At 62.8% G+C, this 20,099-nt stretch carries 14 protein-coding genes; 5 read left to right on the top strand and 9 right to left on the bottom strand.

What is annotated here, in order from left to right; all coding sequences use genetic code 11:
* The first annotated feature begins 128 nt into the window (after nt 1–128).
* On the top strand, nt 129–1,073 hold the full coding sequence (locus tag ASD02_RS21355) for a DUF1402 family protein (protein ID WP_025425362.1): 945 nt from the start codon (nt 129–131) through the stop codon (nt 1,071–1,073).
* A 74-nt stretch (nt 1,074–1,147) separates the two neighbouring features.
* Entirely contained in the window at nt 1,148–2,542 is a 1,395-nt protein-coding gene (locus ASD02_RS21350) for a cytochrome P450 (protein WP_025425363.1), read from the top strand.
* On the opposite strand, the gene ASD02_RS21345 is transcribed toward ASD02_RS21350, so the two are convergent.
* Entirely contained in the window at nt 2,496–3,116 is a 621-nt protein-coding gene (locus tag ASD02_RS21345) for a hypothetical protein (RefSeq protein ID WP_025425364.1), read from the bottom strand. The genes ASD02_RS21350 and ASD02_RS21345 overlap by 47 nt on opposite strands.
* 144 nt (nt 3,117–3,260) lie before the next feature.
* Between ASD02_RS21345 and ASD02_RS21340 the strand changes: the two genes are divergently transcribed.
* On the top strand, nt 3,261–5,264 hold the full coding sequence (locus tag ASD02_RS21340) for a hydantoinase/oxoprolinase family protein (protein ID WP_025425365.1): 2,004 nt from the start codon (nt 3,261–3,263) through the stop codon (nt 5,262–5,264).
* Nucleotides 5,265–5,379: 115 nt separating this feature from the next.
* Complete coding sequence (locus ASD02_RS21335; protein WP_025425366.1) at nt 5,380–7,551, top strand: malate synthase G; 2,172 nt, start codon at nt 5,380–5,382, stop codon at nt 7,549–7,551.
* 134 nt (nt 7,552–7,685) lie between these two features.
* Here the strand turns inward: ASD02_RS21335 and ASD02_RS21330 are convergent, their stop codons facing one another.
* A complete protein-coding gene (locus ASD02_RS21330) occupies nt 7,686–9,623 on the bottom strand; it encodes a methyl-accepting chemotaxis protein (RefSeq protein WP_057206497.1) in 1,938 nt (645 codons plus the stop codon).
* 269 nt (nt 9,624–9,892) lie between these two features.
* Nucleotides 9,893–10,582 carry a L,D-transpeptidase gene (locus ASD02_RS21325; RefSeq protein WP_025425367.1) on the bottom strand — a complete coding sequence of 230 codons (690 nt, stop codon included), beginning with the start codon at nt 10,580–10,582 and terminating at the stop codon, nt 9,893–9,895.
* Nucleotides 10,583–10,765: 183 nt separating this feature from the next.
* Here ASD02_RS21325 and ASD02_RS21320 point away from each other — a divergent pair, with 183 nt between their 5' ends.
* Nucleotides 10,766–11,305 carry an MmcB family DNA repair protein gene (locus ASD02_RS21320; protein WP_025425368.1) on the top strand — a complete coding sequence of 180 codons (540 nt, stop codon included), beginning with the start codon at nt 10,766–10,768 and terminating at the stop codon, nt 11,303–11,305.
* Here ASD02_RS21320 and ASD02_RS21315 read toward each other — a convergent pair whose 3' ends face one another.
* The 6 genes from ASD02_RS21315 to ASD02_RS21290 form a co-directional block, all read right to left on the bottom strand.
* Nucleotides 11,306–11,890 (bottom strand): ActR/PrrA/RegA family redox response regulator transcription factor, encoded by a 585-nt coding sequence (locus ASD02_RS21315; protein WP_025425369.1) that lies wholly within the window; start codon nt 11,888–11,890, stop codon nt 11,306–11,308.
* Between the two features lie 83 nt (nt 11,891–11,973).
* Nucleotides 11,974–13,278, bottom strand: a complete 1,305-nt coding sequence (locus ASD02_RS21310) for an ActS/PrrB/RegB family redox-sensitive histidine kinase (protein WP_025425370.1) — start codon at nt 13,276–13,278, stop codon at nt 11,974–11,976.
* 40 nt (nt 13,279–13,318) lie between these two features.
* Nucleotides 13,319–15,778 (bottom strand): ATP-dependent helicase HrpB, encoded by a 2,460-nt coding sequence (gene hrpB / locus ASD02_RS21305; RefSeq protein ID WP_057206502.1) that lies wholly within the window; start codon nt 15,776–15,778, stop codon nt 13,319–13,321.
* Complete coding sequence (locus ASD02_RS21300; RefSeq protein WP_025425372.1) at nt 15,775–16,440, bottom strand: ATP-binding cassette domain-containing protein; 666 nt, start codon at nt 16,438–16,440, stop codon at nt 15,775–15,777. The genes hrpB and ASD02_RS21300 overlap by 4 nt, the downstream gene beginning before the upstream one ends.
* Nucleotides 16,441–18,072: an ABC transporter permease gene (locus ASD02_RS21295; RefSeq protein ID WP_051509141.1), complete on the bottom strand. Its 1,632-nt coding sequence runs from the start codon at nt 18,070–18,072 to the stop codon at nt 16,441–16,443.
* Nucleotides 18,073–18,150: 78 nt separating this feature from the next.
* Nucleotides 18,151–19,377, bottom strand: a complete 1,227-nt coding sequence (locus tag ASD02_RS21290) for an ABC transporter substrate-binding protein (protein ID WP_025425374.1) — start codon at nt 19,375–19,377, stop codon at nt 18,151–18,153.
* Between the last annotated feature and the right edge of the window lie 722 nt (nt 19,378–20,099).

Here is a 20,099-nt window from a genome sequence, read left to right as displayed (position 1 = left end):
GCGCCTTCATTTTTTCTAACACGGAAACCGCAATCGATCGTGGCCGGAGGCATCTTTCCGACACGATCCTGTCGTAGGAGCCGCACCGCCGGATAGGGCGTCTCCACCGTTCATAGGAAGAAGAGATCGTGCGTTTTACCGCCTGCATGCTCGCTATTGCCACGTTTTGCCTGACCGCAGGCCAGACGATGGCGGCCAATGTTGTTCCGCCGGGCAACCGGAACGTCGAACAACCCGGCATCCCGGGCGCATCCGTTCGCCGCACCAAGGCCGGCCGCACGTCCTTCGATGCCAAATTCGAGAAGGTGCGGGATCTGCTCGCCAATGACCGGCAGCTGATCAGCAAGATCAAGTCGACGTCGCGCGCCTATGGCATCGCACCGATCCACATGATCGGCGCCATCGTCGGCGAACATACCTACAATGTCGATGCCTACGATCGGCTGCAGTCCTACTACGTCAAGGCTGCAGCCTATGCCGGCAACAGCTTCCAGTTCGGCTATGACGGCGAGACGGTGGCTGAGTTCGTCGCCCGCCCGCAATTTGCCGACTGCACCGGAAAGAAGAGCTCCTATTCGCTGTGGAGCTGCCGCGAGCGGGTCTGGGACAGCGAATTCCGCGGCAAGTCCGTCGACGGCAAGTCCTTCCCGAACAACCGTTTCAGCGCCGTTTTCTTCCAGCCGTTCTTTGCCGGCCAGACCTTTGGCCTCGGGCAGATCAATCCGCTGACCGCCCTGATGCTGACCGATATCGTCTCGAAGACGTCGGGCTACGAACGGCTCGACGAGAACAACGCCGCCGGGGTCTACGAGGCGATCATGGATCCTGATGTCTCGCTCGCCTATATGGCCGCCTCGATCCGCCACTCGATCGACGTCTACAAGTCGATCGCCGGCGTCGATATTTCAGGCAATCCCGGCGTCACCGCCACGCTTTACAATGTCGGCAATCCGGACCAACGCGCAGCAGCCCTTGCCGCCAGGAACCAGGGCGGCGAGACCCAGTGGCCCGAAGAAAACTATTACGGCTGGCTGGTGAACGACAAGCTCGTGGAGCTCGAAGGCCTGTTGTGATTCATGTGAAGCACTTTCCTTGATTGCGCCGTAAAAACCTGAAATCCTGGCGCAATCGAGAAAGGCCTATCACCATGGACATGCGTCCGGAGCCCTTCGAACCACCGGCTCCCATTCCTCGGGTCGGCGTGCCGTCCTACCTGAAGATCATCAAGACTGTTCTGCGCAATCCGCTCGAACTCTGGGGCGAGCCGTCCTACACGCTGCCGTGGATCGAGACCAAGTTCATCACGCAGCGCACCCTGATCGTCAACGATCCCGGCCTCATCCGCTATATCCTCGTCGAAAACGTCAGCAACTATGAGATGTCGAAGGTTCGGCGGCTGATCCTCCGCCCGATCCTGCGTGACGGTCTTCTGACGGCCGAAGGCGAGATCTGGAAACGGTCGCGCAAGGCCATTGCGCCGGTTTTTACCCCGCGCCACGCCAAGGGATTCGCCGGGCAGATGCTGCGCCGGTCGGAAGAGTTCGTCGAACGCTACGCGCACGCGAAGGTGAAGCCGTTCACCACCAATGTCGCCAGCGACATGACCGAACTGACCTTCGATATCCTGGCGGAAACGCTGTTTTCCGGTGAGGTCGCCGTCGAAAGGGAGGGCTTCGTCCAGAGTGTCGAAGAGCTTCTGCACCGCATGGGGCGCGTCGATCCGATGGATATCCTGCTGGCGCCGGAATGGCTGCCGCGATTGACCCGCATCGGCGGCAAGAAGGTCATGAACCGGTTCCGGTCGATCGTCTCGGAAACGATGGCGATGAGGCGCCAGCGCATGGCGACGGACCCAGCAGGCACGCCCAACGATTTCCTCACATTGCTGCTGCAGACGGAGGGCGCAAACGGCCTTTCGACGCAAGAGATCGAGGACAATATCCTCACCTTCATCGGCGCCGGGCATGAGACCACTGCCCGGGCGTTGGCCTGGACGCTCTATTGCGTCGCCAACACGCCGGCTTTCCGCGAGACGATGGAGGCGGAGATCGACACCGTGCTCAAGAGCGGTGCCGAACCGGTCGAATGGCTGAACCTAATGCCGCATGTGCTGGCGGCCTTCGAGGAGGCGATGCGTCTCTACCCGCCGGCGCCGTCGATCAATCGCGCCGCCATCGAGGAGGACGAATGGACGTCACCGTCCGGCGAGCGCGTCAGGATACCCAAGGGCATCGCGGTTCTGGTGATGCCGTGGACGTTGCACCGTCACGTGCTCTACTGGGACCGGCCGCGCGCCTTCATGCCCGAGCGTTTCCTGCCGGAAAACCGCGAGAAGCTGCATCGTTTTCAGTATCTGCCTTTCGGCGCCGGACCGCGCATCTGCATCGGCGCGACCTTCGCGCTGCAGGAGGCGGTCATTGCGCTTGCCGTCCTGATGCATCGGTTCCGTTTCGACGTCACCGACGAGACCCGGCCCTGGCCGGTGCAGAGGCTGACTACTCAACCGCGGGGCGGCTTGCCGATGCGGGTTTCGGCTCGCTGAAGGTCTTGCCGGGAATAGCCGATTGCACGCCACGCACCGGCGAATCCGCCGGCATCGGCTGCGGCAACAGCTTCGATGGCTTCTTGATGGTCTTGATCGCGGCGCAGGTCGCATCCCCGACATTGTCGCAGGGCTTGTAGACGACGATCTCGCTGCCGGCACCGTCGTCCCACACCGCCTGGATCGTCAATGTCTTGGCCTCGTTTGCGGGCAGCGAGATGTAGACATACTCGGCCGTTTCGTCGGCGGGCAGGTTGAAGGGGATCTGCGGATTGCATTTTGCCAAGGGGAAGCGCTTGTCGAGAGCGTCCGAGTTGATCGAGTAGCGGATTTCCGATAGCCGGCAATGCATCGTCTGCAGCGCGGTAAAATAGATCAGCTGCCGGTCGTCGTAGTTGCGAAACTGGATCCACCCGGTCTGCTTGTTGGCGTCGAGCATCGCCTTGTAGATCGAGACGTCGGGCAGTTGCGGCTTGTATTCCTCCTCCACGGCGTCCTGCGCGCCGCCCGGCTGGGCGAAGAGCAGACCTGCCGCAAGAATGCCGGCGACTGCCGAAGCTCTGGAAAACGTCATGCCGCACCCCCGTTCGTATCGTGTCGCTCTGCTGACTGCGAATGTCCGCGACACGATGGCCTTCTCTTCCAATATGTCATATCACCGGATCGATCCCCATTGAACCCGGCGCTACCCCGGGCCGAAACACTGGACTGGCTTGAATTGACGTCCCATTTTCTTCTCGGCATCGATACCGGCGGAACCTACACCGACGCCGTTCTCTTCAGCGAAACGGCGGGTGTCGTCGCCAAGGCAAAGGCGCTGACGACCCGCCACGATCTGGCCGTCGGGATTTCCGGCGCGGTGGAATCCGTCTTGGAGAAGGCCGGCGTCCCGGCTTCCGCCATCGGCCTCGTATCCCTGTCGACCACGCTTGCGACCAACGCGCTCGTCGAGGGCCAGGGCGGCCGTGCCGGCCTGGTGATGATCGGCTTCGGGCCAGACGATCTCAAGCGTGACGGGCTGCAGGATGCGCTCGGCTCCGATCCGGTGATCTTCCTGCCGGGCGGTCACAACGTTCACGGCGGCGAGACGCCGCTCGACATGACCGCGCTCGATGAGGCCCTGCCGACCTTGGCCAATCAGGTTTCCTCCTTTGCGATCGCCGGCTATTTTGCCGTCCGCAATCCGGATCACGAGAAGCGGGTGCGCGACCGCATCCGCGAAGTCTCGCATCTGCCGGTTACCTGCAGCCATGAGCTTTCGTCCAAGCTCGGCGGCCCGCGCCGGGCGCTGACGACACTGCTGAACGCCCGGCTCGTCTCGATGATCGATCGCCTGATCGGCTCGTGCGAGGGCTTTTTGAAGTCCCGCGGCATCGATGTGCCCATGATGGTTGTGCGCGGCGATGGCGCCTTGATCTCGGCCGAGGAGGCAAGACTTCGGCCGATCGAGACGATCCTTTCCGGCCCTGCCGCCAGCCTTGTCGGTGCGCGGCACCTGACCGGCCTCGACAATGCCGTGGTCTCGGATATCGGCGGCACGACGACGGATGTCGCGGTACTTGACCGCGGTCGTCCGCGGCTCGATGGCGAAGGTGCGGTGGTCGGCGGTTTCCGCACCATGGTCGAGGCGGTGGCGATGCGCACCTATGGCCTTGGCGGCGATTCGGAGGTCCGCATCAATGATCGTGGGCTGAAGGCGAAGATCGACCTTGGGCCGAGGCGGTTGATGCCGCTCAGCCTCGCGGCGGCGCTGCATGGCGATGCGGTGCTGTCCGTTTTGGAAAAACAACTGCGGGCGCAACATGCCGGCCGCAACAACGGCCGCCTGGCTGTTCGCACCGGTCTACCCGACCATCTGGCGAGCGGTCTGCAGCCACAGGAGCAGGCGCTCTACGAGCGCATCGGCACAGTGCCGATCTCGCTTGAAAACCTGCTGACCTCGACGCCGCAGCGGGCAACGCTGGACCGGCTGGTGGCACGCGGCCTGGTGCATATCTGCGGCCTGACGCCCTCCGATGCAATGCATGTGCTCGGCAGGCAGTCGCAATGGAGCGTCGAGGCTGCCCGTCTCGGCATCGAACTGGCAGCGCGCATCCGCGACGGCTCCGGCCAGCCGATTGCTGCATCTGCCGAGGCGATGGCCGAGATGATCGTCGATCGCGTCACGCGCCAATCGTGCGAAGTCATCCTGCAGGCCTGTCTCGGCGAAGACGGGGCAGGGGCCATCGACCCGGCGGTCTCGCAGGCAGTCGATCGTGCTCTGACCCGCGCGCCTGGTATCGTGCGGTTTTCGATCGGTCTCGATCGCCCGCTCGTCGGTTTGGGGGCTTCGGCCCCGGTCTATTATCCCGCTATTGCCGACATGCTTGGCACCGAGCCATCCATCCCTGATGAGGCCGATGTCGCAAATGCCATCGGTGCGGTTGTCGGCCAGGTGCGGGCAACCGTCACCGTGTTCGTCACCACGCCGGAAGAGGGCATTTTCATCGTCAACGGAGCAGGGGTGAGCGAGCGTTTTCTCGATCAGGACCAGGCCTTTTCAGCGGCCCGCCGTCGCGCCGAGACGATGGCGCTTGAGGCGGCACGCACCAACGGTGCCGACGAGCCGGCTTCGATGCTGCGAGAAGAAATCGACGCTCCCGAGGTCGAAGGAAGCCGCAAGCTGGTCGAGGCACGTTTCATCGCGTCGGCGAGCGGCAGGCCGCGCATTGCCCATGGCTGATCTTTTCGATTTTGGAAATAATTCTTCGCATCCTTGCTGAATTGACAGGGAATGAATTGGTGAGAAACTGCCGGCCTTTCACGCGCGCGAGTGGCCTGTTTCAAGGAGTAAAAAGATGGACCGCATTGAGAAATACGGATTGAAGATCGATGCAGGTCTGCATGGCTTTCTGGTCGACGAGGCGATGCCGGGCACCGGCGTCGACGCCGAGCGGTTTTTTTCCGCGCTGTCGGAGATCGTCCATGACCTCGCGCCGAAGAACCGCGCCTTGCTTGCCAAGCGCGACGATCTGCAGGCCAGGATCGATGCCTGGTATCGCGAAAATGGCGCGCCGAGCGACCTCGAAGCCTACCAGGGCTTTCTGAAGGAGATAGGTTATCTCCTGCCTGAGGGCCCCGAGTTTTCTGTTTCGACTGATAATGTCGATCCTGAAATCGCTACGATCGCCGGTCCGCAGCTCGTCGTTCCCGTCATGAATGCACGCTATGCCCTCAACGCCGCCAACGCACGCTGGGGTTCGCTCTATGACGCCCTCTACGGCACCGATGCCATTTCCGACGAAGGCGGTGCGGAAAAGGGACGCGGCTACAATCCCAAGCGCGGCACCAAGGTCATTGCCTGGGCGCGCGACTTCCTCAATGCAAGCGCGCCGCTGGAAAGCGGCAGCTGGGCGGATGTTGCGTCGCTGAAGATTGCTTCCGGCAGCCTTTCGGTTGCGCTTGCGGGCGGAGCGAAGACGACGCTTCGCAACTCCGAGCAGTTTGCCGGCTTTGCGGGTTCGCACGAAGCGCCGTCGCAGATCGTTCTCCGGCACAACAATCTGCATGCCGTCGTCGTTCTCGATGCGACGACTCCGATCGGCAAGGATGACCCGGCTCATATTTCCGACGTCATTCTCGAATCCGCGATCACCACCATCATGGACTGCGAAGATTCGGTTGCGGCGGTCGATGCCGAAGACAAGGTCGTCGTATACCGCAACTGGCTCGGCCTGATGAAGGGCGATCTCGAGGAGGAAGTCGCCAAGGGCGGCCGCAGCTTCATGCGCCGCCTCAACGCCGATCGCGTCTACACGGCGCCAAGTGGGGGCACGCTGACCTTGCCAGGCCGCTCGTTGATGCTGGTGCGCAACGTCGGTCACCTGATGACGAATCCGGCTATCCTTGATCGCGACGGAAACGAGGTGCCGGAAGGCATCATGGACGCGATGGCAACCGCGCTGATCGCTCTGCACGATATCGGCCAGGGCGGCCGCCGCATGAACTCCCGCGACGGCTCAATGTATGTCGTCAAGCCGAAGATGCATGGGCCGGAAGAAGTCGCTTTCGCCTGCGAGATCTTCTCGCGCGTCGAGGCGGCACTCGGCATGCCCGCCAACACCATGAAGATGGGCATCATGGACGAGGAGCGCCGCACGACGGTCAATCTCAAGGAGTGCATCCGCGCCGCGCGCGAACGCGTCGTCTTCATCAACACCGGTTTCCTCGATCGCACCGGCGACGAGATCCACACTTCGATGGAAGCCGGTCCGATGATCCGCAAGGGCGACATGAAACAGGCCGCCTGGATCGGCGCTTACGAAAACTGGAACGTCGACATCGGTCTCGAATGCGGGCTTTCCGGCCATGCGCAGATCGGCAAGGGCATGTGGGCCATGCCGGACCTGATGGCGGCGATGCTGGAGCAGAAGGTCGCCCACCCGAAGGCGGGTGCCAATACCGCCTGGGTGCCGTCGCCGACGGCTGCGACCCTGCACGCTACGCATTATCACCGGGTCAATGTCGCCGACGTTCAGGCCGGCTTGAAGAGCCGGGCACGGGCCAAGCTCAGCGATATACTGTCGGTTCCGGTCGCGACCCGTCCGAACTGGACGCCAGAGGAAATCCAGCGCGAGCTCGATAACAACGCGCAGGGCATTCTCGGCTACGTCGTGCGCTGGGTCGATCAGGGCGTCGGTTGCTCCAAGGTGCCCGACATCAACAATGTCGGCCTGATGGAGGATCGTGCCACTCTGCGCATCTCGGCGCAGCACATGGCGAACTGGTTGCATCACGGCGTCGTCACCGAGGCGCAGGTGGTCGAGACGATGGAGCGCATGGCCGCCGTCGTCGACGGCCAGAACGCCGATGATGCACAGTATGCAGCGATGGCCGGCAATTTTGACGGCTCGATTGCCTTCCAGGCAGCGCTCGAGCTGGTGCTCAAGGGCCGCGAGCAGCCGAACGGTTATACCGAACCGGTCCTGCATCGCCGTCGCCGCGAGTTGAAGGCCCGGCTGGCCGCCTGATCAAGGCGGCGCCGGGCTTCATCAACGCCGGAGACTTTCCAGGAAAACTGCGAAGCGGTTTTCCGTCCGGAAACGCGAAAAACCAAAGACATAGGGCGTTTCCGTGCCTCCGTTTGGGGCGGAAACGCTGTAGATCAGAACTCGGCCCAGCCTTCGGTGGACAAGGCCGCGTTGCCCTGCACCGCATACCCAGCCGATCGTACCGCAGGCGGTCGGTTTCCGATGTTCGCGTGCTGTTGGGGCGTGACGGCGCGGGGCGGCGTCCGCCGCGCCTCTGGCTTGGCCGCGGCACGGGTTTCCCCGGAAAGTTGGAACCTTCCGATCAGGGCGCGAAGGTTCGTGCCTTCCTGGGCAAGCGTCGCCGACGCGGCATTCGCCTCCTCGACCATGGCGGCGTTGCGCTGCGTCACCTGATCCATCTGGTTGACGGCGGTATTGACCTCGGCCAGCCCTACCGACTGTTCCCGGGCCGAGGTGGCGATGGCAGCCATATGCTCGTTGATGGTGATGACGTGCGCCTCGATGGTCTTGAGCGCCTCGCCGGTGTCGCGCACCAGCCGCACCCCGCTCTCGACTTCGGAGCTGGAGCTGCGAATCAGTTCCTTGATTTCCTTGGCTGCCTTTGCCGAACGCTGCGCCAGTTCGCGCACTTCCTGCGCCACGACCGCAAATCCCTTGCCGGCGTCGCCCGCCCGCGCTGCCTCGACGCCGGCGTTCAGCGCCAAAAGGTTGGTCTGAAAGGCGATCTCATCGATCACACCGATGATGCTGGAAATCTGACTGGATGATTCTTCGATCCGCCGCATCGCCTCGACGGCATTGGCCACGACGACGGCCGACTGCGTCGCGCTGGTCTTTGCTTCGCCTGCCACGTCGCGGGCTTCCTCCGTCCGGCGCGAGGAATTGCTGACATTGGCGGTGATCTGGTCGAGGGCCGCTGCCGTTTCCTCCAGGGATGCCGCCTGTTGCTCCGTGCGTTTCGACAGGTCGTCGGCGCTCTGGCTGATTTCGCGGGTGCCCATGCCGATATTGCCGGCGCTGTCAGCGACGGCGAGCATGGCATCGTTGAGCTGCGCGGCGGCCTTGTTGAGGTCGTGACGCAACTGCTCGAACTCTGCGGAGAAGGGTTCCTCCAGCCGCACGGCGAGATCGCCGTCGGCCAGCCGCTGCAAGCCGGTCGCAAGGCCTGACGTCGCCTGGATCAATTTCTGCTGCGCGGCCTCTTCGGCCTCGTCCTGCATCCGCGTGCGTTCCGCTTCGCCATTGCGGCGGCTTTCCTCGGCCTCGGCCTGCAGACGAAGGTTGGATCGGGCCGCTTCCCGGAACGACTGGATGGCGCGGGCCATCTCGGCGATTTCGTCCTTGCCGGTCACATTCGATCCGTCGTCTTCGAGATGGCCGTCGATCAGCTTGCGCATCGCCCCGATCTGCCTGGCGAGCGGACCGATGACGCCACGTGAAACCACCAGGTAGGTTCCAGCAGCCAGCGCGAGAACGAGCAGGATGATGCCGATGCTGACAGCTCGCACCGTTTCGAATTCGCGATGCTGTTCCTGAAAGACCTTGTCCGACAAGTGCACCTGAAGGTCGGAAATTTCCGAGATGGTCTCGGTCAAGGGATCGATGGTTTCGTAAAGCGAGGTGCGAACGAAGCTGTCGAGCGCCGCAGAATCACGCTCAGACAGGATTTTCGTCAGCGTTGCGATCGAGTCCATCGCGACCACCATCTGCTGCTTGGCGTTCTCGACAAGCTTCTGCTCCTCCGGTGTCATAGAGGTCGCGACATAGGCGTCCCAATTGGCGGTTATCACCTGCCGGGCGTCGTTGACCGAGGCAAGACCGGCCTCCATCGTCTCGTTTCCGTTGCGCACCTTGTGCGCCGCATCGACGATCGAGACGGCAAAAGCGTCCGATGTTGCCTTCAGATTTTTCAAGGGAACGATACGGTCGGCATAGACCGCATCCATCGTCGCGCTGTTTTCGGCAAGCGCATGCTGGCTGTAGACGGCAATGCCGATCGCGATGAGTGACAACAGTGCAATCGCACTCAGGAGCTTGGTCTTGATCAGCATGGCGGTCCCTTGGTTAGGTATCTCTCGGCCACACTTTTTAATTAATTAGATAATCCTTACTTAATAAGGCGCTGAATTTCAGGCCTTCTTGCGCGTTTTTTGAACAAATAATCGCAACGGAACCGGAAGCCAGCCACCCTGGTTTGAAGCACCGGAAGCGGGGCAACTCTGCGTAGTGACGTCGAGGAAATATCGTCGTGGACGTTCGGCCAACAAAAAAGCCGCCGAGGAATCCGGCGGCTTTCTGATTGCATGATCCTGGTCGCGTTTTACTGCTGAACGACCACGCGTGCGTTCTTGCCCGGACGAACGCGGGAGTAGAGATCGATGATGTCCTGGTTCATCAGACGGATGCAGCCCGACGAAGCGGCCGTGCCGATCGACGACCATTCCGGCGTGCCATGCAGGCGGAACAGCGTGTCCTTGCCCTGGTCGTTGAAGAGATAGAGTGCACGAGCGCCGAGCGGGTTCTTCAGGCCCGGGCCCATGCCTGCCTCGACATACTTGGCCACTTCCGGCTTCCGTTCCGCCATTTCCTTCGGCGGGTGCCACATCGGCCATTCCTGCTTCCAGGCGATATAGGCTTCGCCTTCCCATGCAAAGCCGGCCTTGCCGACGCCGATTCCGTAGCGAACGGCCTTGCCGCCGGGCAGCACGTAGTAGAGGAACCGGTTCGGGGTGTTGACGACGATGGTGCCGGGACGCTCGCTCGTCGAATAATCGACGATCTGGCGATGGAAGCGGCCATCGACCTTGTTGATCGGAACTGCAGGGAGCGCGTAACCGTGATCCTCAACTGCGCCATAATTGCCCGAAAAGATCTGATCCGAAGCGACCTGTTCCGCAACGGGAGCAGGCTCACCGCTTGCCGTCTCGGACTTGGTCGAAGTTGTCGAGCAGCCGGCTACGGCGAGTGTCGCCGCCAGGCTGCACAGGAGGAAGGCATTGCGGAAGCGCATAGGAGTCTCTTAAAATAAGAAGCGAAGAAAAACTGGGTCGGCCCGACCATCAGTGACAACGGTTATTTTCGATTAGTTGCTGCTATGCAAGGGATTGCGTGGCAACAAGGCGGCGGGAAAGTGTAAATTCCGTGACGCTGGCTTTTTTGCAACAAAAGCGGTGGCAGACGAGAGTCTAGACGAATGACAATTCTCTCTATCCATGACGACAACCCTCTCGTGGACGGTCGACAATCGAATCGCGCGCTCATGGTGCGCCGCGGGGTTCAGCGGCTTTTCACGGAATTGCGCCACGCGGTGCTGCCGGAATTGACGCTCGCCAGCGGCCGGCGTGCCGATCTCATCTCGCTGTCGGCGAAGGGCGAAATCTGGATCGTCGAGATCAAGACGTCGATCGAGGATTTCCGCGTCGATCGCAAATGGCCTGATTATCGGCAGCACTGCGACCGGCTGTTCTTCGCCACCCATGGTGACGTCCCGCTCGATATCTTTCCGGATGATTGTGGATTGCTGCTGTCGGATGGCTACGACGGACACATCATTCGCGAGGCACCGGAACACCGGCTTGCACCGGCAACCCGCAAGTCCGTGCTGCAGCTCTTTGCCCGCACCGCCGCACAACGGCTGATGCTGGCGGAGTGGGCTGCCGAGCGCAATGGCGAACTCGGCAACTCCATTCGCGATATCGTTTCCGGCTCCCGCGACGGGTCAGCCGAGGGTTGACTACTTCGGCGCGCGTTTTGCCAGGATCCGCTGCAGCGTTCGGCGATGCATGTTGAGCCGACGCGCCGTCTCCGACACGTTGCGCTCGCACATCTCATAGACGCGCTGGATATGCTCCCACCGCACCCGGTCGGCCGACATCGGGTTTTCCGGTGGTTCGACCCGTTCGCCCTGGCGCTGCACCAGTGCTGCGAAGATGTCGTCGGCGTCGGCAGGCTTGGCGAGGTAGTCGACCGCGCCGAGCTTCACCGCATTCACGGCCGTTGCAATATTGCCGTAGCCGGTAAGCATGATCATGCGGGTGTCGTCACGGCGGCTGCGGATCGCCTCGATTACGTCGAGGCCGCTGCCGTCGCCGAGCCTCAGATCGATGACGGCGTATTTCGGCGGGTTGCCCTTCGCCTTGGCGATGCCTTCGGCAACGGACTCGGCGATATCGACGGTAAAGCCGCGCGCTTCCATGGCGCGGGCGAGGCGTCGAAGGAACGGCGCGTCATCGTCGACGAGCAGCAGCGTTCTGTCCGGTCCGATCAGTTCGGCGTCCTGGGCGTGCGTGCTGGGCGAAGCTGTCGATTTTTCGGTCATTCTCGCAATCCTTGGGCGAAAAACGGGACGTTTTCACCGAGATTATAGGTTTCCTGTCATCCCGTTCAATAAACTGCCAAACGTCATTTCGCCAGTTTCGTGTCCATCAGCGCACGCGGCCATTCGACGCTGACCTTGGCGCCGGGGCGATCGGCGCCGCCGTTCTCGAAGCGTAGGCGCGCGCCGGACCGCTCGAGCAGGGTCTTGGCAATGAACAGGCCGAGCCCCAGGCCGCCGGCGCTGTCATCCTTCTGCCTGCGCGTGACATAGGGTTCGCCGATGCGCATCAGAATATCGGGGGCAAATCCATCGCCGTCATCGGCAATCGTCACCTTGACGTGGTCGGCGGTGTGCTCGACCGTCACGGTCACCTCCTGCTTGGCATAGTCGACCGCATTTTCCAGTAGATTGCCGAGCCCGTAGAGAATGCCCGCATTGCGGTTGCCGACCGGCTCCGATGCCTTGTCACCCTTTTCGACAAGATTGATGTGAATGCCGAACTCGCGGTGCGGCGCCATCACTTCCTCGACCAGCGAGGATAGCGGCAAGAGCCGCATATGCTCTTCGCTTTCGGAGGACAGCGTCGTCAGCCGCTTGAGAATGTCGCGGCATCGCTCGCTCTGGCTGCGCAGCAGATGCACGTCCTCGCCGAAGCGTGGGTCGTCACCGAGCTCACGCTCCATTTCCTTGGCAACGACACTGATCGTGGCAAGCGGCGTGCCGAGCTCGTGGGCAGCGGCCGCCGCCAGGCCGTCGAGCTGCGAAAGGTGTTTTTCACGCTGGAGCACGAGCTCGGTCGCCGTCAACGCCTCCGACAGTTCGCTCGCTTCGAGCGAGACGCGGTAGGTATAGAACGCGGCAAAGGCCGTCATCGACACGATCGCGAACCAGATGCCGGCCGTCAGCACCCGCGGCATCAAGAGAAGCGTGCCGGGATACCAGGGCAGCGGGAACGGCGAAAAGGCAAGGACGGTCACACCGATGACCGCAAGGCCGGCAAGAACGATGCTGTGCGGCTTCGGCTGCGAGGCCGAGGAAATGATGACCGGAACGCAAAGCAGCGGCGCAAACGGATTGGCAAGCCCGCCGGTGATGAAGAGCAGGCCGGTCAGCTGCGCGAGATCGAGCCCGAGCAAGGCAAACGCGGCCGGCGGTCGCAACCGGTGCGTCGGGGGGAAGCGCAGGGTGAGGTAGGTGTTGACCAGCGCCAATGTGGCAATCAGCACCAGGCACAAGAGCAAGGGCAGCGGAAACTGCAGCCACAGCGTTGTGATGATGACGGCGATCGATTGGCCGCCGACCGCAAGCCAGCGCAGGCGGATGAGCGTCTGCAGGCGCAGGCTTCTGTTCGAAGTCGGATCATTGTGTTCCAGTGCCACTGCCGTCATGCCTGCTCTTGTTCCTATGGCCCCCGTCAAGGGTATTGCCTCATGTACCACGCGGTTTTGCCCGTGTCGTCGGCGCGGCCTCCGCCGGGTTCTCCGGCCAGGGGTGCTTGGGATAACGCCCGCGCATGTCGGCCCGGACATCCCGCCACGACCCGGCCCAGAAACCCGGCAGGTCACGCGTGGTCTGGATCGGCTGCCGGCCGGGCGAAATCAGTTCGAGCAGCAGCGGCAGCCGGCCATCGCCGATAGCAGGGTGTTTTTTGAGCCCGAAGAGTTCCTGCACCCGGATGGAGAGAAGCGGTTCGTCGCCGTCATAGTGGATCGGATGCCGTTGTCCCGTCGGCGCCTCGAAATGCGTCGGTGCCAGTTTTGCCAGCTCCCGCTGCCGGTCGTGCGGGACCAGCGACAGCAATCCTTCGGAAAGCGCGCCGGCCTTGATGTCGGCGATAGCGGTGACGCCGTGTTGAAACGGAACGAACCAGTCCTCGAGCGTCGCAAGCAGGGCTGCGTCGGAAACGTCCGGCCAGGGTTCGCCGAGCGAGCGATGCAGGAAACCGATGCGATCGCGCAGTTGCATCGCCTCCTTGGAAAACGGCAGGACCGCCAGTCCAAGCTGGCGAACGCCATCGGCAAGCGCGCGTGCTGCGCTTTCGCCAGTCGGTCTTGGAAGCGGCGCCTCCTCGAAGATGATCGCACCCAGCCGGGTGACGCGGCGCGCGCGCACCTGGCGGCTCGCCCGGTCGAAGACGCTTTGCTCTTCCCGCACGATCGCTTCGGGCATATGCGCGTCGACGTCGGCGCGCGAAAGCTCGGCCGCCGCCAGCACGCGCTGGCCGCCGGCGCGGCCCGTGAGGTCGGCGATCACAAGCATGTTTGCCGCAGCGAGGCGCTCGGTCTCGGCGATCTCGGCCCCACGGCCGTTTGCCATCACGAACCGCCCACGGCCACCGCGCTGAAGCGCGATGCGGTCCGGGAAGGCGTGCATCAGCAAGGCGCCGGGCTGGACCGGTTCGCTCGACTTTCGCGCCCCTTTGAGTTCCGCCGCCATGCGGCGGGCAAGATTGCGCGAGGCTTCGGCGCGCTCGCCGCGCTCCTGGCGAAAGCGGCGCAGCCGGTCCTCCAGGTCGATGGCGTTGCCGCCAAGGCCTTGCTCCGTCAGCATGACCGCGAGCAGACAGGCCGCCTCGCCCTGGCCCTCCTCGGCCGCCGAAACCGCCATGGCCGCAAGGCGCGGCGGCAGGGCCAGATCACGGATCTTGCGTCCCCTTGGGGTCAGCGCGCCGAAACCATCGAGCGCGCCAAGCTCGCTCAGCAGCTTTCGCGCTTCCATCAGGGTCGTTTCCGGCGGTGGGTCGATGAAGGCAAGCGCTGCGGGATCGGTGACGCCCCAGTGCGCCATGTCGAGCAGCAGTCCGGAAAGATCGCTGGCCAGGATCTGCGGCGGCGTGAAGGCCGCAAGCGCTGCAGTCTGGCCGGCATGCCAGAGGCGGATGGCAATGCCCGGCTCCGTTCGCCCGGCTCGGCCGGCGCGCTGATCGGCCGACGCACGCGAGACGCGCACGGTTTCAAGCCGGGTGATGCCGGTCGACGCTTCGAAGACCGGCAGTCTCTGCAAGCCGCTGTCGATGACGATCCGCACGCCGTCGATGGTGATCGAGGTTTCGGCGATCGAGGTGGCAAGAACGATCTTGCGCGTGCCTTTCGGCGCCGGCCGGATCGCCGCATCCTGCTCCTTCTGCGTCAGGTTTCCGTAAAGCGGAACGACCGTCGTATCGGCTGTAAACCGGTCGGCAAGCCGTGCCGCCGTCCGGGTGATTTCGGCCTGTCCCGGCAGAAAGGCGAGGATCGATCCTTCTTCGCTGCGATGCGCCTCGACGATGGCGCGCACGACTGCGTCCTCGACGCTCTCGCCGCCGCGGTCCTGGTTGCGGATGTCGATGGGGAAACTACGCCCCTGGCTTTCGACGACGGTCGCGTCACCGAGCAGTTTTGAAACGCGCTCGACGTCGAGTGTTGCCGACATGACGATGATCCGGAGATCGTCGCGCAGCGCAGACTGGACGTCGAGCGCCAGTGCCAGGCCGAAATCGGCATCGAGTGAACGTTCGTGAAATTCGTCGAAGAGAACCGCGGAGACGCCCGCCAGCTCCGGATCGTCGAGGATCATGCGGGCAAAAACGCCTTCGGTCACTACTTCGATCCGGGTCTTGGCCGATATCCGGTTGTCGAGTCGCATGCGATAGCCGACGGTTTCGCCCACTTTCTCGCCGAGTAGCTCCGCCATGCGCCCGGCCGCTGCCCGGGCGGCGAGCCGCCGGGGTTCGAGCAGGACGATCTTGCCGCCGTCGAGCCACGGTTGCTCGAGCAGGAACAGCGGCACGAGCGTCGTCTTGCCGGCGCCGGGTGGCGCCGAAAGCACGACGGAGCGGGCCTTGTCGAGAGCTTCGGCGATCTCGGGCAGGACCTCGCGAACCGGCAAGGCGGGCAGGGTAAGCGTCACGATTGTCTCTCCGCTCCGATATGGATGAGCGCACCGCCGGCGGCGTCCGCGTCCGCGCGGTCATGGGTCACGAGGATTGTCGGCAGGCCTGCGGACCGCGCCTTGGCAAAGACCAGCTCGCGCGTTTGCTGGCGCAAGGCCATGTCGAGTTTGGAAAAAGGCTCGTCGAGCAGCAGCAGGCGCGGCTCGGAGAGAAGCACGCGTTGGAGCGCGACACGCGCCTTCTGCCCGCCCGAAAGCGTCTCCGGGTCGCGGTCGAAGAACCCGCCAAGCCCGCCTTCATCGAGCGCGTTTTCTGCCATCCGACGCCTGACGTCTCGGTCCTTGAACGCCTCGGGTATGGCAAAGACGATGTTGCCGCCGACCGAAAGATGCGGGAACAGCAGCGGATCCTGGAAGAGAATGCCGGTGTGGCGCTGTTGCGGCCGCAGCGCGATCAGATCGTCCTGCCCGAGCAGAACTGCACCGCTGGCGGTAAAGGCAGGGTCGAGAAATCCGCCGATATAGGCGAGCAGCGTCGACTTGCCGGAGCCCGACGGACCCATGATCGTCAGGACGTCGCCGGGCATGACCGTCGCCGAAACGGAAAGCAGCAGCCGGTCGGCCAGCCGGATCGTCACATCGGACAAAGTCAGAGGCATCGTCTTGCCTGGCGTTCGCATTCAGATCCTCATTGCCCGTCGGTGGCGGAATAGCAACTGCGGCACGAGCGATGCAATGAGAAAACCGAGAAACGGCAACAGTGCCTGAAGCAGCGCATAAACGCCGATGATGCGCCGATCTCCTCCCGACGAAAGCGCCACCGCCTCGGTGGTGATCGTCGTCACCCGTCCGGCGCCGATCAGCACGGTCGGCAGGTAGAGGCTGACGGAGACCGCAAAGCCGACGGCAAATGCCGTCAGGCAGGCGCGAAGCAGCATGGGCAGTCGAATGGTCATGAGGATCTTGAGTGGCGATTTACCCAGTCCCGATGCGACCTGTTCGTAGCGCCGGTCGAGCGCCCGCCAGGGCGGCGCTAGTGACAGAAGCACATAGGGCAGAACGAAGACCAGATGCACGGCGGCAACGGTGGCGATCGACGGCGAAAACCCCGCCATTGCTGCCAGGATCTGCAATCCAAACACGAAGGCGATCTCCGGGACCAGCAATGGCAGGAAGACGGGAAACCAGCGCTCGGCGGTGCCGTGAGCACTGCGCGATAGCAGGCCGATGGCGATCGCAAGTGCGAGGAGCGATGACAGCAGGGCGATGATGATAGTGTTGGCCAGAGGTCCGGCGAACCCTCCAAGGGCGCGTTGCCATGTTCTGAAGGTGAGGCTTGTCGGCAGACTATCAGGGAATGGCCACAGCCCTGCAATCGACCAGAGCGCCAGCAGGCCGAGCCCGGTAAAGATCAACGCCGCGGACAAGGTCGTGATCACGGCTGCGGTCCGGCGAAGAAGTCGGTCGTCACTCAGGCGTTTTCCCGAAGCGCTCAGGCGCCGGTGACAAAGACGACCGAGCCGTTCGACGCCGATCCAGACCACGATCGCGAACAGGCCGAGCGCTAGCTGCAGCACGGCGCCGGCCGAAGCGAGGAACCGGGCGCCGATGTCGTCGTCGGCCAGCCATTGGGCGATACGTACCGGCAATGTCGGCGGCAATCGGGGCCCAAGGATCATCGCGACGTCGATCACCGAGGTCGAGTAGACCAGCACCGCGAAGACAGGCAGGCGGATCTGCCGATAAAGCAGCGGCCAGAGCGCGATGATAAAGCCCGATACCCGGCCATAGCCGAGAGCTGACATCAAACGTCGCGCATTCGCCACGGGCAGCTGCGGCAGTGCCGCCAGCATTACCAGCAGCAGAAAGGGCATCTCCTTGGCAATAAGACCGGATATCATCGACAACCCGAGCGGATCGTTCGGCACGAGCCAGTCCGGCGGTCGGTCGAAGCCGGTGAGTTCGGGAGAGGCGAGCCGAATGAGAAAACCGGACGGCGCGATCAGGAAGGCGATCGCAAATGCCGATGCGGCGTGCGGAACGGCCAGCAGCGGTGAAAGCAGATGCTGGATGAAGGCGAAGGGTCGCGTTCCGGCGAAACCCGCGACAAAGGTGCAGACCACCATCAGGGTGACAAACGTGCTGATCAACCCTGCCGCCAGACTGATCAGAGCCGAGCGCAGGATATGCGGCTGGGCGACCAGCGCCTCGAAATGCCCGAGCGTGAGCTGCGTACCGCCGAGTGCGGGCAGGTAGCCGAAGGCCGGAAGCAGGGTGCCGGCGAGACCAGCCAAAACCGGCAGGCACAGCATGACCGCCACACCTGTGCCGATGCCCCGCTGCAGGGCGTCCCTCACAGGGATGTCCGTCGATGGCGCCGGCACTCGCCGTTAATTGGCGGCGCCATATCGGCGGATCCATTCGGTTTCGATCCGCGTCATCCAGTCGGGATGCGGTTCGGCAAGCGCCGGGCCGAGCTGATCGGGCGGCAATGTCGCCACCCCGAGATCGAGGGCTGCAAAGGCGGCACGGTCGGCATCCGGTAGTTTCACCATCGCCAGCACCGTCGGGTCACCCCAGTATTGGGCGTCCTGTTTGCGCAACTGCGCCTCGGGAGAGAGCAGGAAATCCGCAAGCAGCAGCGCGCCCGCACCAGCATTGGCGTTATAGGGAATGGCAACGAAATGGGTGTTGCCAAGCGTTCCGCCGGAAAAGACGAAGGAGCGGACGGTGTCCGGCAGCTCGCCATTGGCGATAGCCGCCGAAGCTTCGGCGGGATTGAAGGCGAAGATGATGTCGAGTTCCCCGTCGGCCAGCTTCTGCTTCATATCGGGGTAGTTCTGCGGATAGGCCTTTCCCTTGCGCCATAACAACGGCGTCAGCTGGTCGAGATAGGCAAAGAGCGGCGCCACATCCTGTTGAAACGTTGCCTCGTCCACGGGCTTCAGCAACTTGCTCCTGTTATCGATGAGCTCGATCAGCGCCTGCTTCAAGAACGAGGAGCCGGCGAAATCCGGCGGCTGCGGATAGGAGAAGCGTCCCGGATGGGCCTTTGCCCAGCCAAGCAGGTCTTTTGCCGATGTGGGCAGCTGCGCGGTTGGCGTGCGGGCCTTGTCATAGAAAAAGACCAGTTTGGCGCCGCCCCAAGGGCTTTCGAGCCCTTCCGTCGGTACGGTGAAGTCGGTGAGGATTGTCGGCTTCGTCTCGTGGTCGACATAGGCCCAGTTCGGAAGCCGGGTTGCCCAGCTGGGGCTGAAGAGCAGGCCCTGCCGCTTCATCGCGGCAAAGTTCTCGCCATTGATCCAGATGAGATCGACGGTGCCGGCAGCATCCTTGCCCGCCGATCTCTCCGCAAGCACGGTTGCGACCGCTTTGGCAGTGTCATCGAGTTTTACATGCACGACGTTGACGCCGTAGCGCGCCTTCATCTGTTCGCCCGCCCAGGCGATATAGGCATTGATATTGGCTGAACCGCCCCAGGCGTTGAAATAAACCGTCTCGCCCTTGGCCTCGGAAACGACCGAAGCCCAGTTGTCGATGTCGAAAGCGGCCGCCGGGCAGGCAAGGCTAAGTGTGGCGACGACCGCCGCTGCCCATCGTCTTACCCATCCGATCATGCTGCACTCCCCCGCATTCGTGTTTCGGCGCGAAGGTAAGCCAAGCGCCTGTGGCGTCAATGCGCGCCGATGGTGGCGACCGTCACGTTTCGGTGAAACGACGGCAGTCTCGATGAGCACGGTTTGCCGTGAAGATGGGCGTTTTCCGCCGGGTGGGCGGCCTTTTTGCGAAGCTCCTAAGGAGAGGTAAGCGTGAGCGACGGCGTTTCCCTGGCTCTTGGCAACGCTTTTCGACCGATTGGCGAATGATTCTGGTTCTGGTTTTGCTGGTTTGGTGGTTTCGGCTGGGCTGTTGATAACTCTCGCTTCCAATTCGTTTGTATTTTCAGAGTGTTGTTCGATCTTGTCGATTTTTTGCGATTGCCTGTTGACGTGTTCGGTGAGTGGGGTCTATANGGGCTGTTGATAACTCTCGCTTCCAATTCGTTTGTATTTTCAGAGTGTTGTTCGATCTTGTCGATTTTTTGCGATTGCCTGTTGACGTGTTCGGTGAGTGGGGTCTATAAGCCCGATCACTGAACGAGGGCGGCRGCGCTGCTGGCGACGATGTCCTTCGTTTTAAGGTTTCCTTGATTGGCGGATGCTGATTGGTCGGGACGCGAGTTTCGGCGGGAAGTTTTGACGGTTWGWCCGTCTGTTCTTTGACAGTTGMATATAGAGAAAGAGAAACGTGGGCGGCGGAGCTCGTGAGGAACCTTAACTGGTTCTTTGTGAAAGAGACT

Origin of the sequence: Ensifer sp. Root1252 (genome assembly GCF_001425885.1) — a bacterium.
Classification (GTDB): Bacteria; Pseudomonadota; Alphaproteobacteria; order Rhizobiales; family Rhizobiaceae; genus Ensifer; species Ensifer canadensis.
The sequence above is the reverse complement of the archived record's forward strand: the minus strand, read 5'-3'. Positions and strand labels throughout refer to the sequence as shown.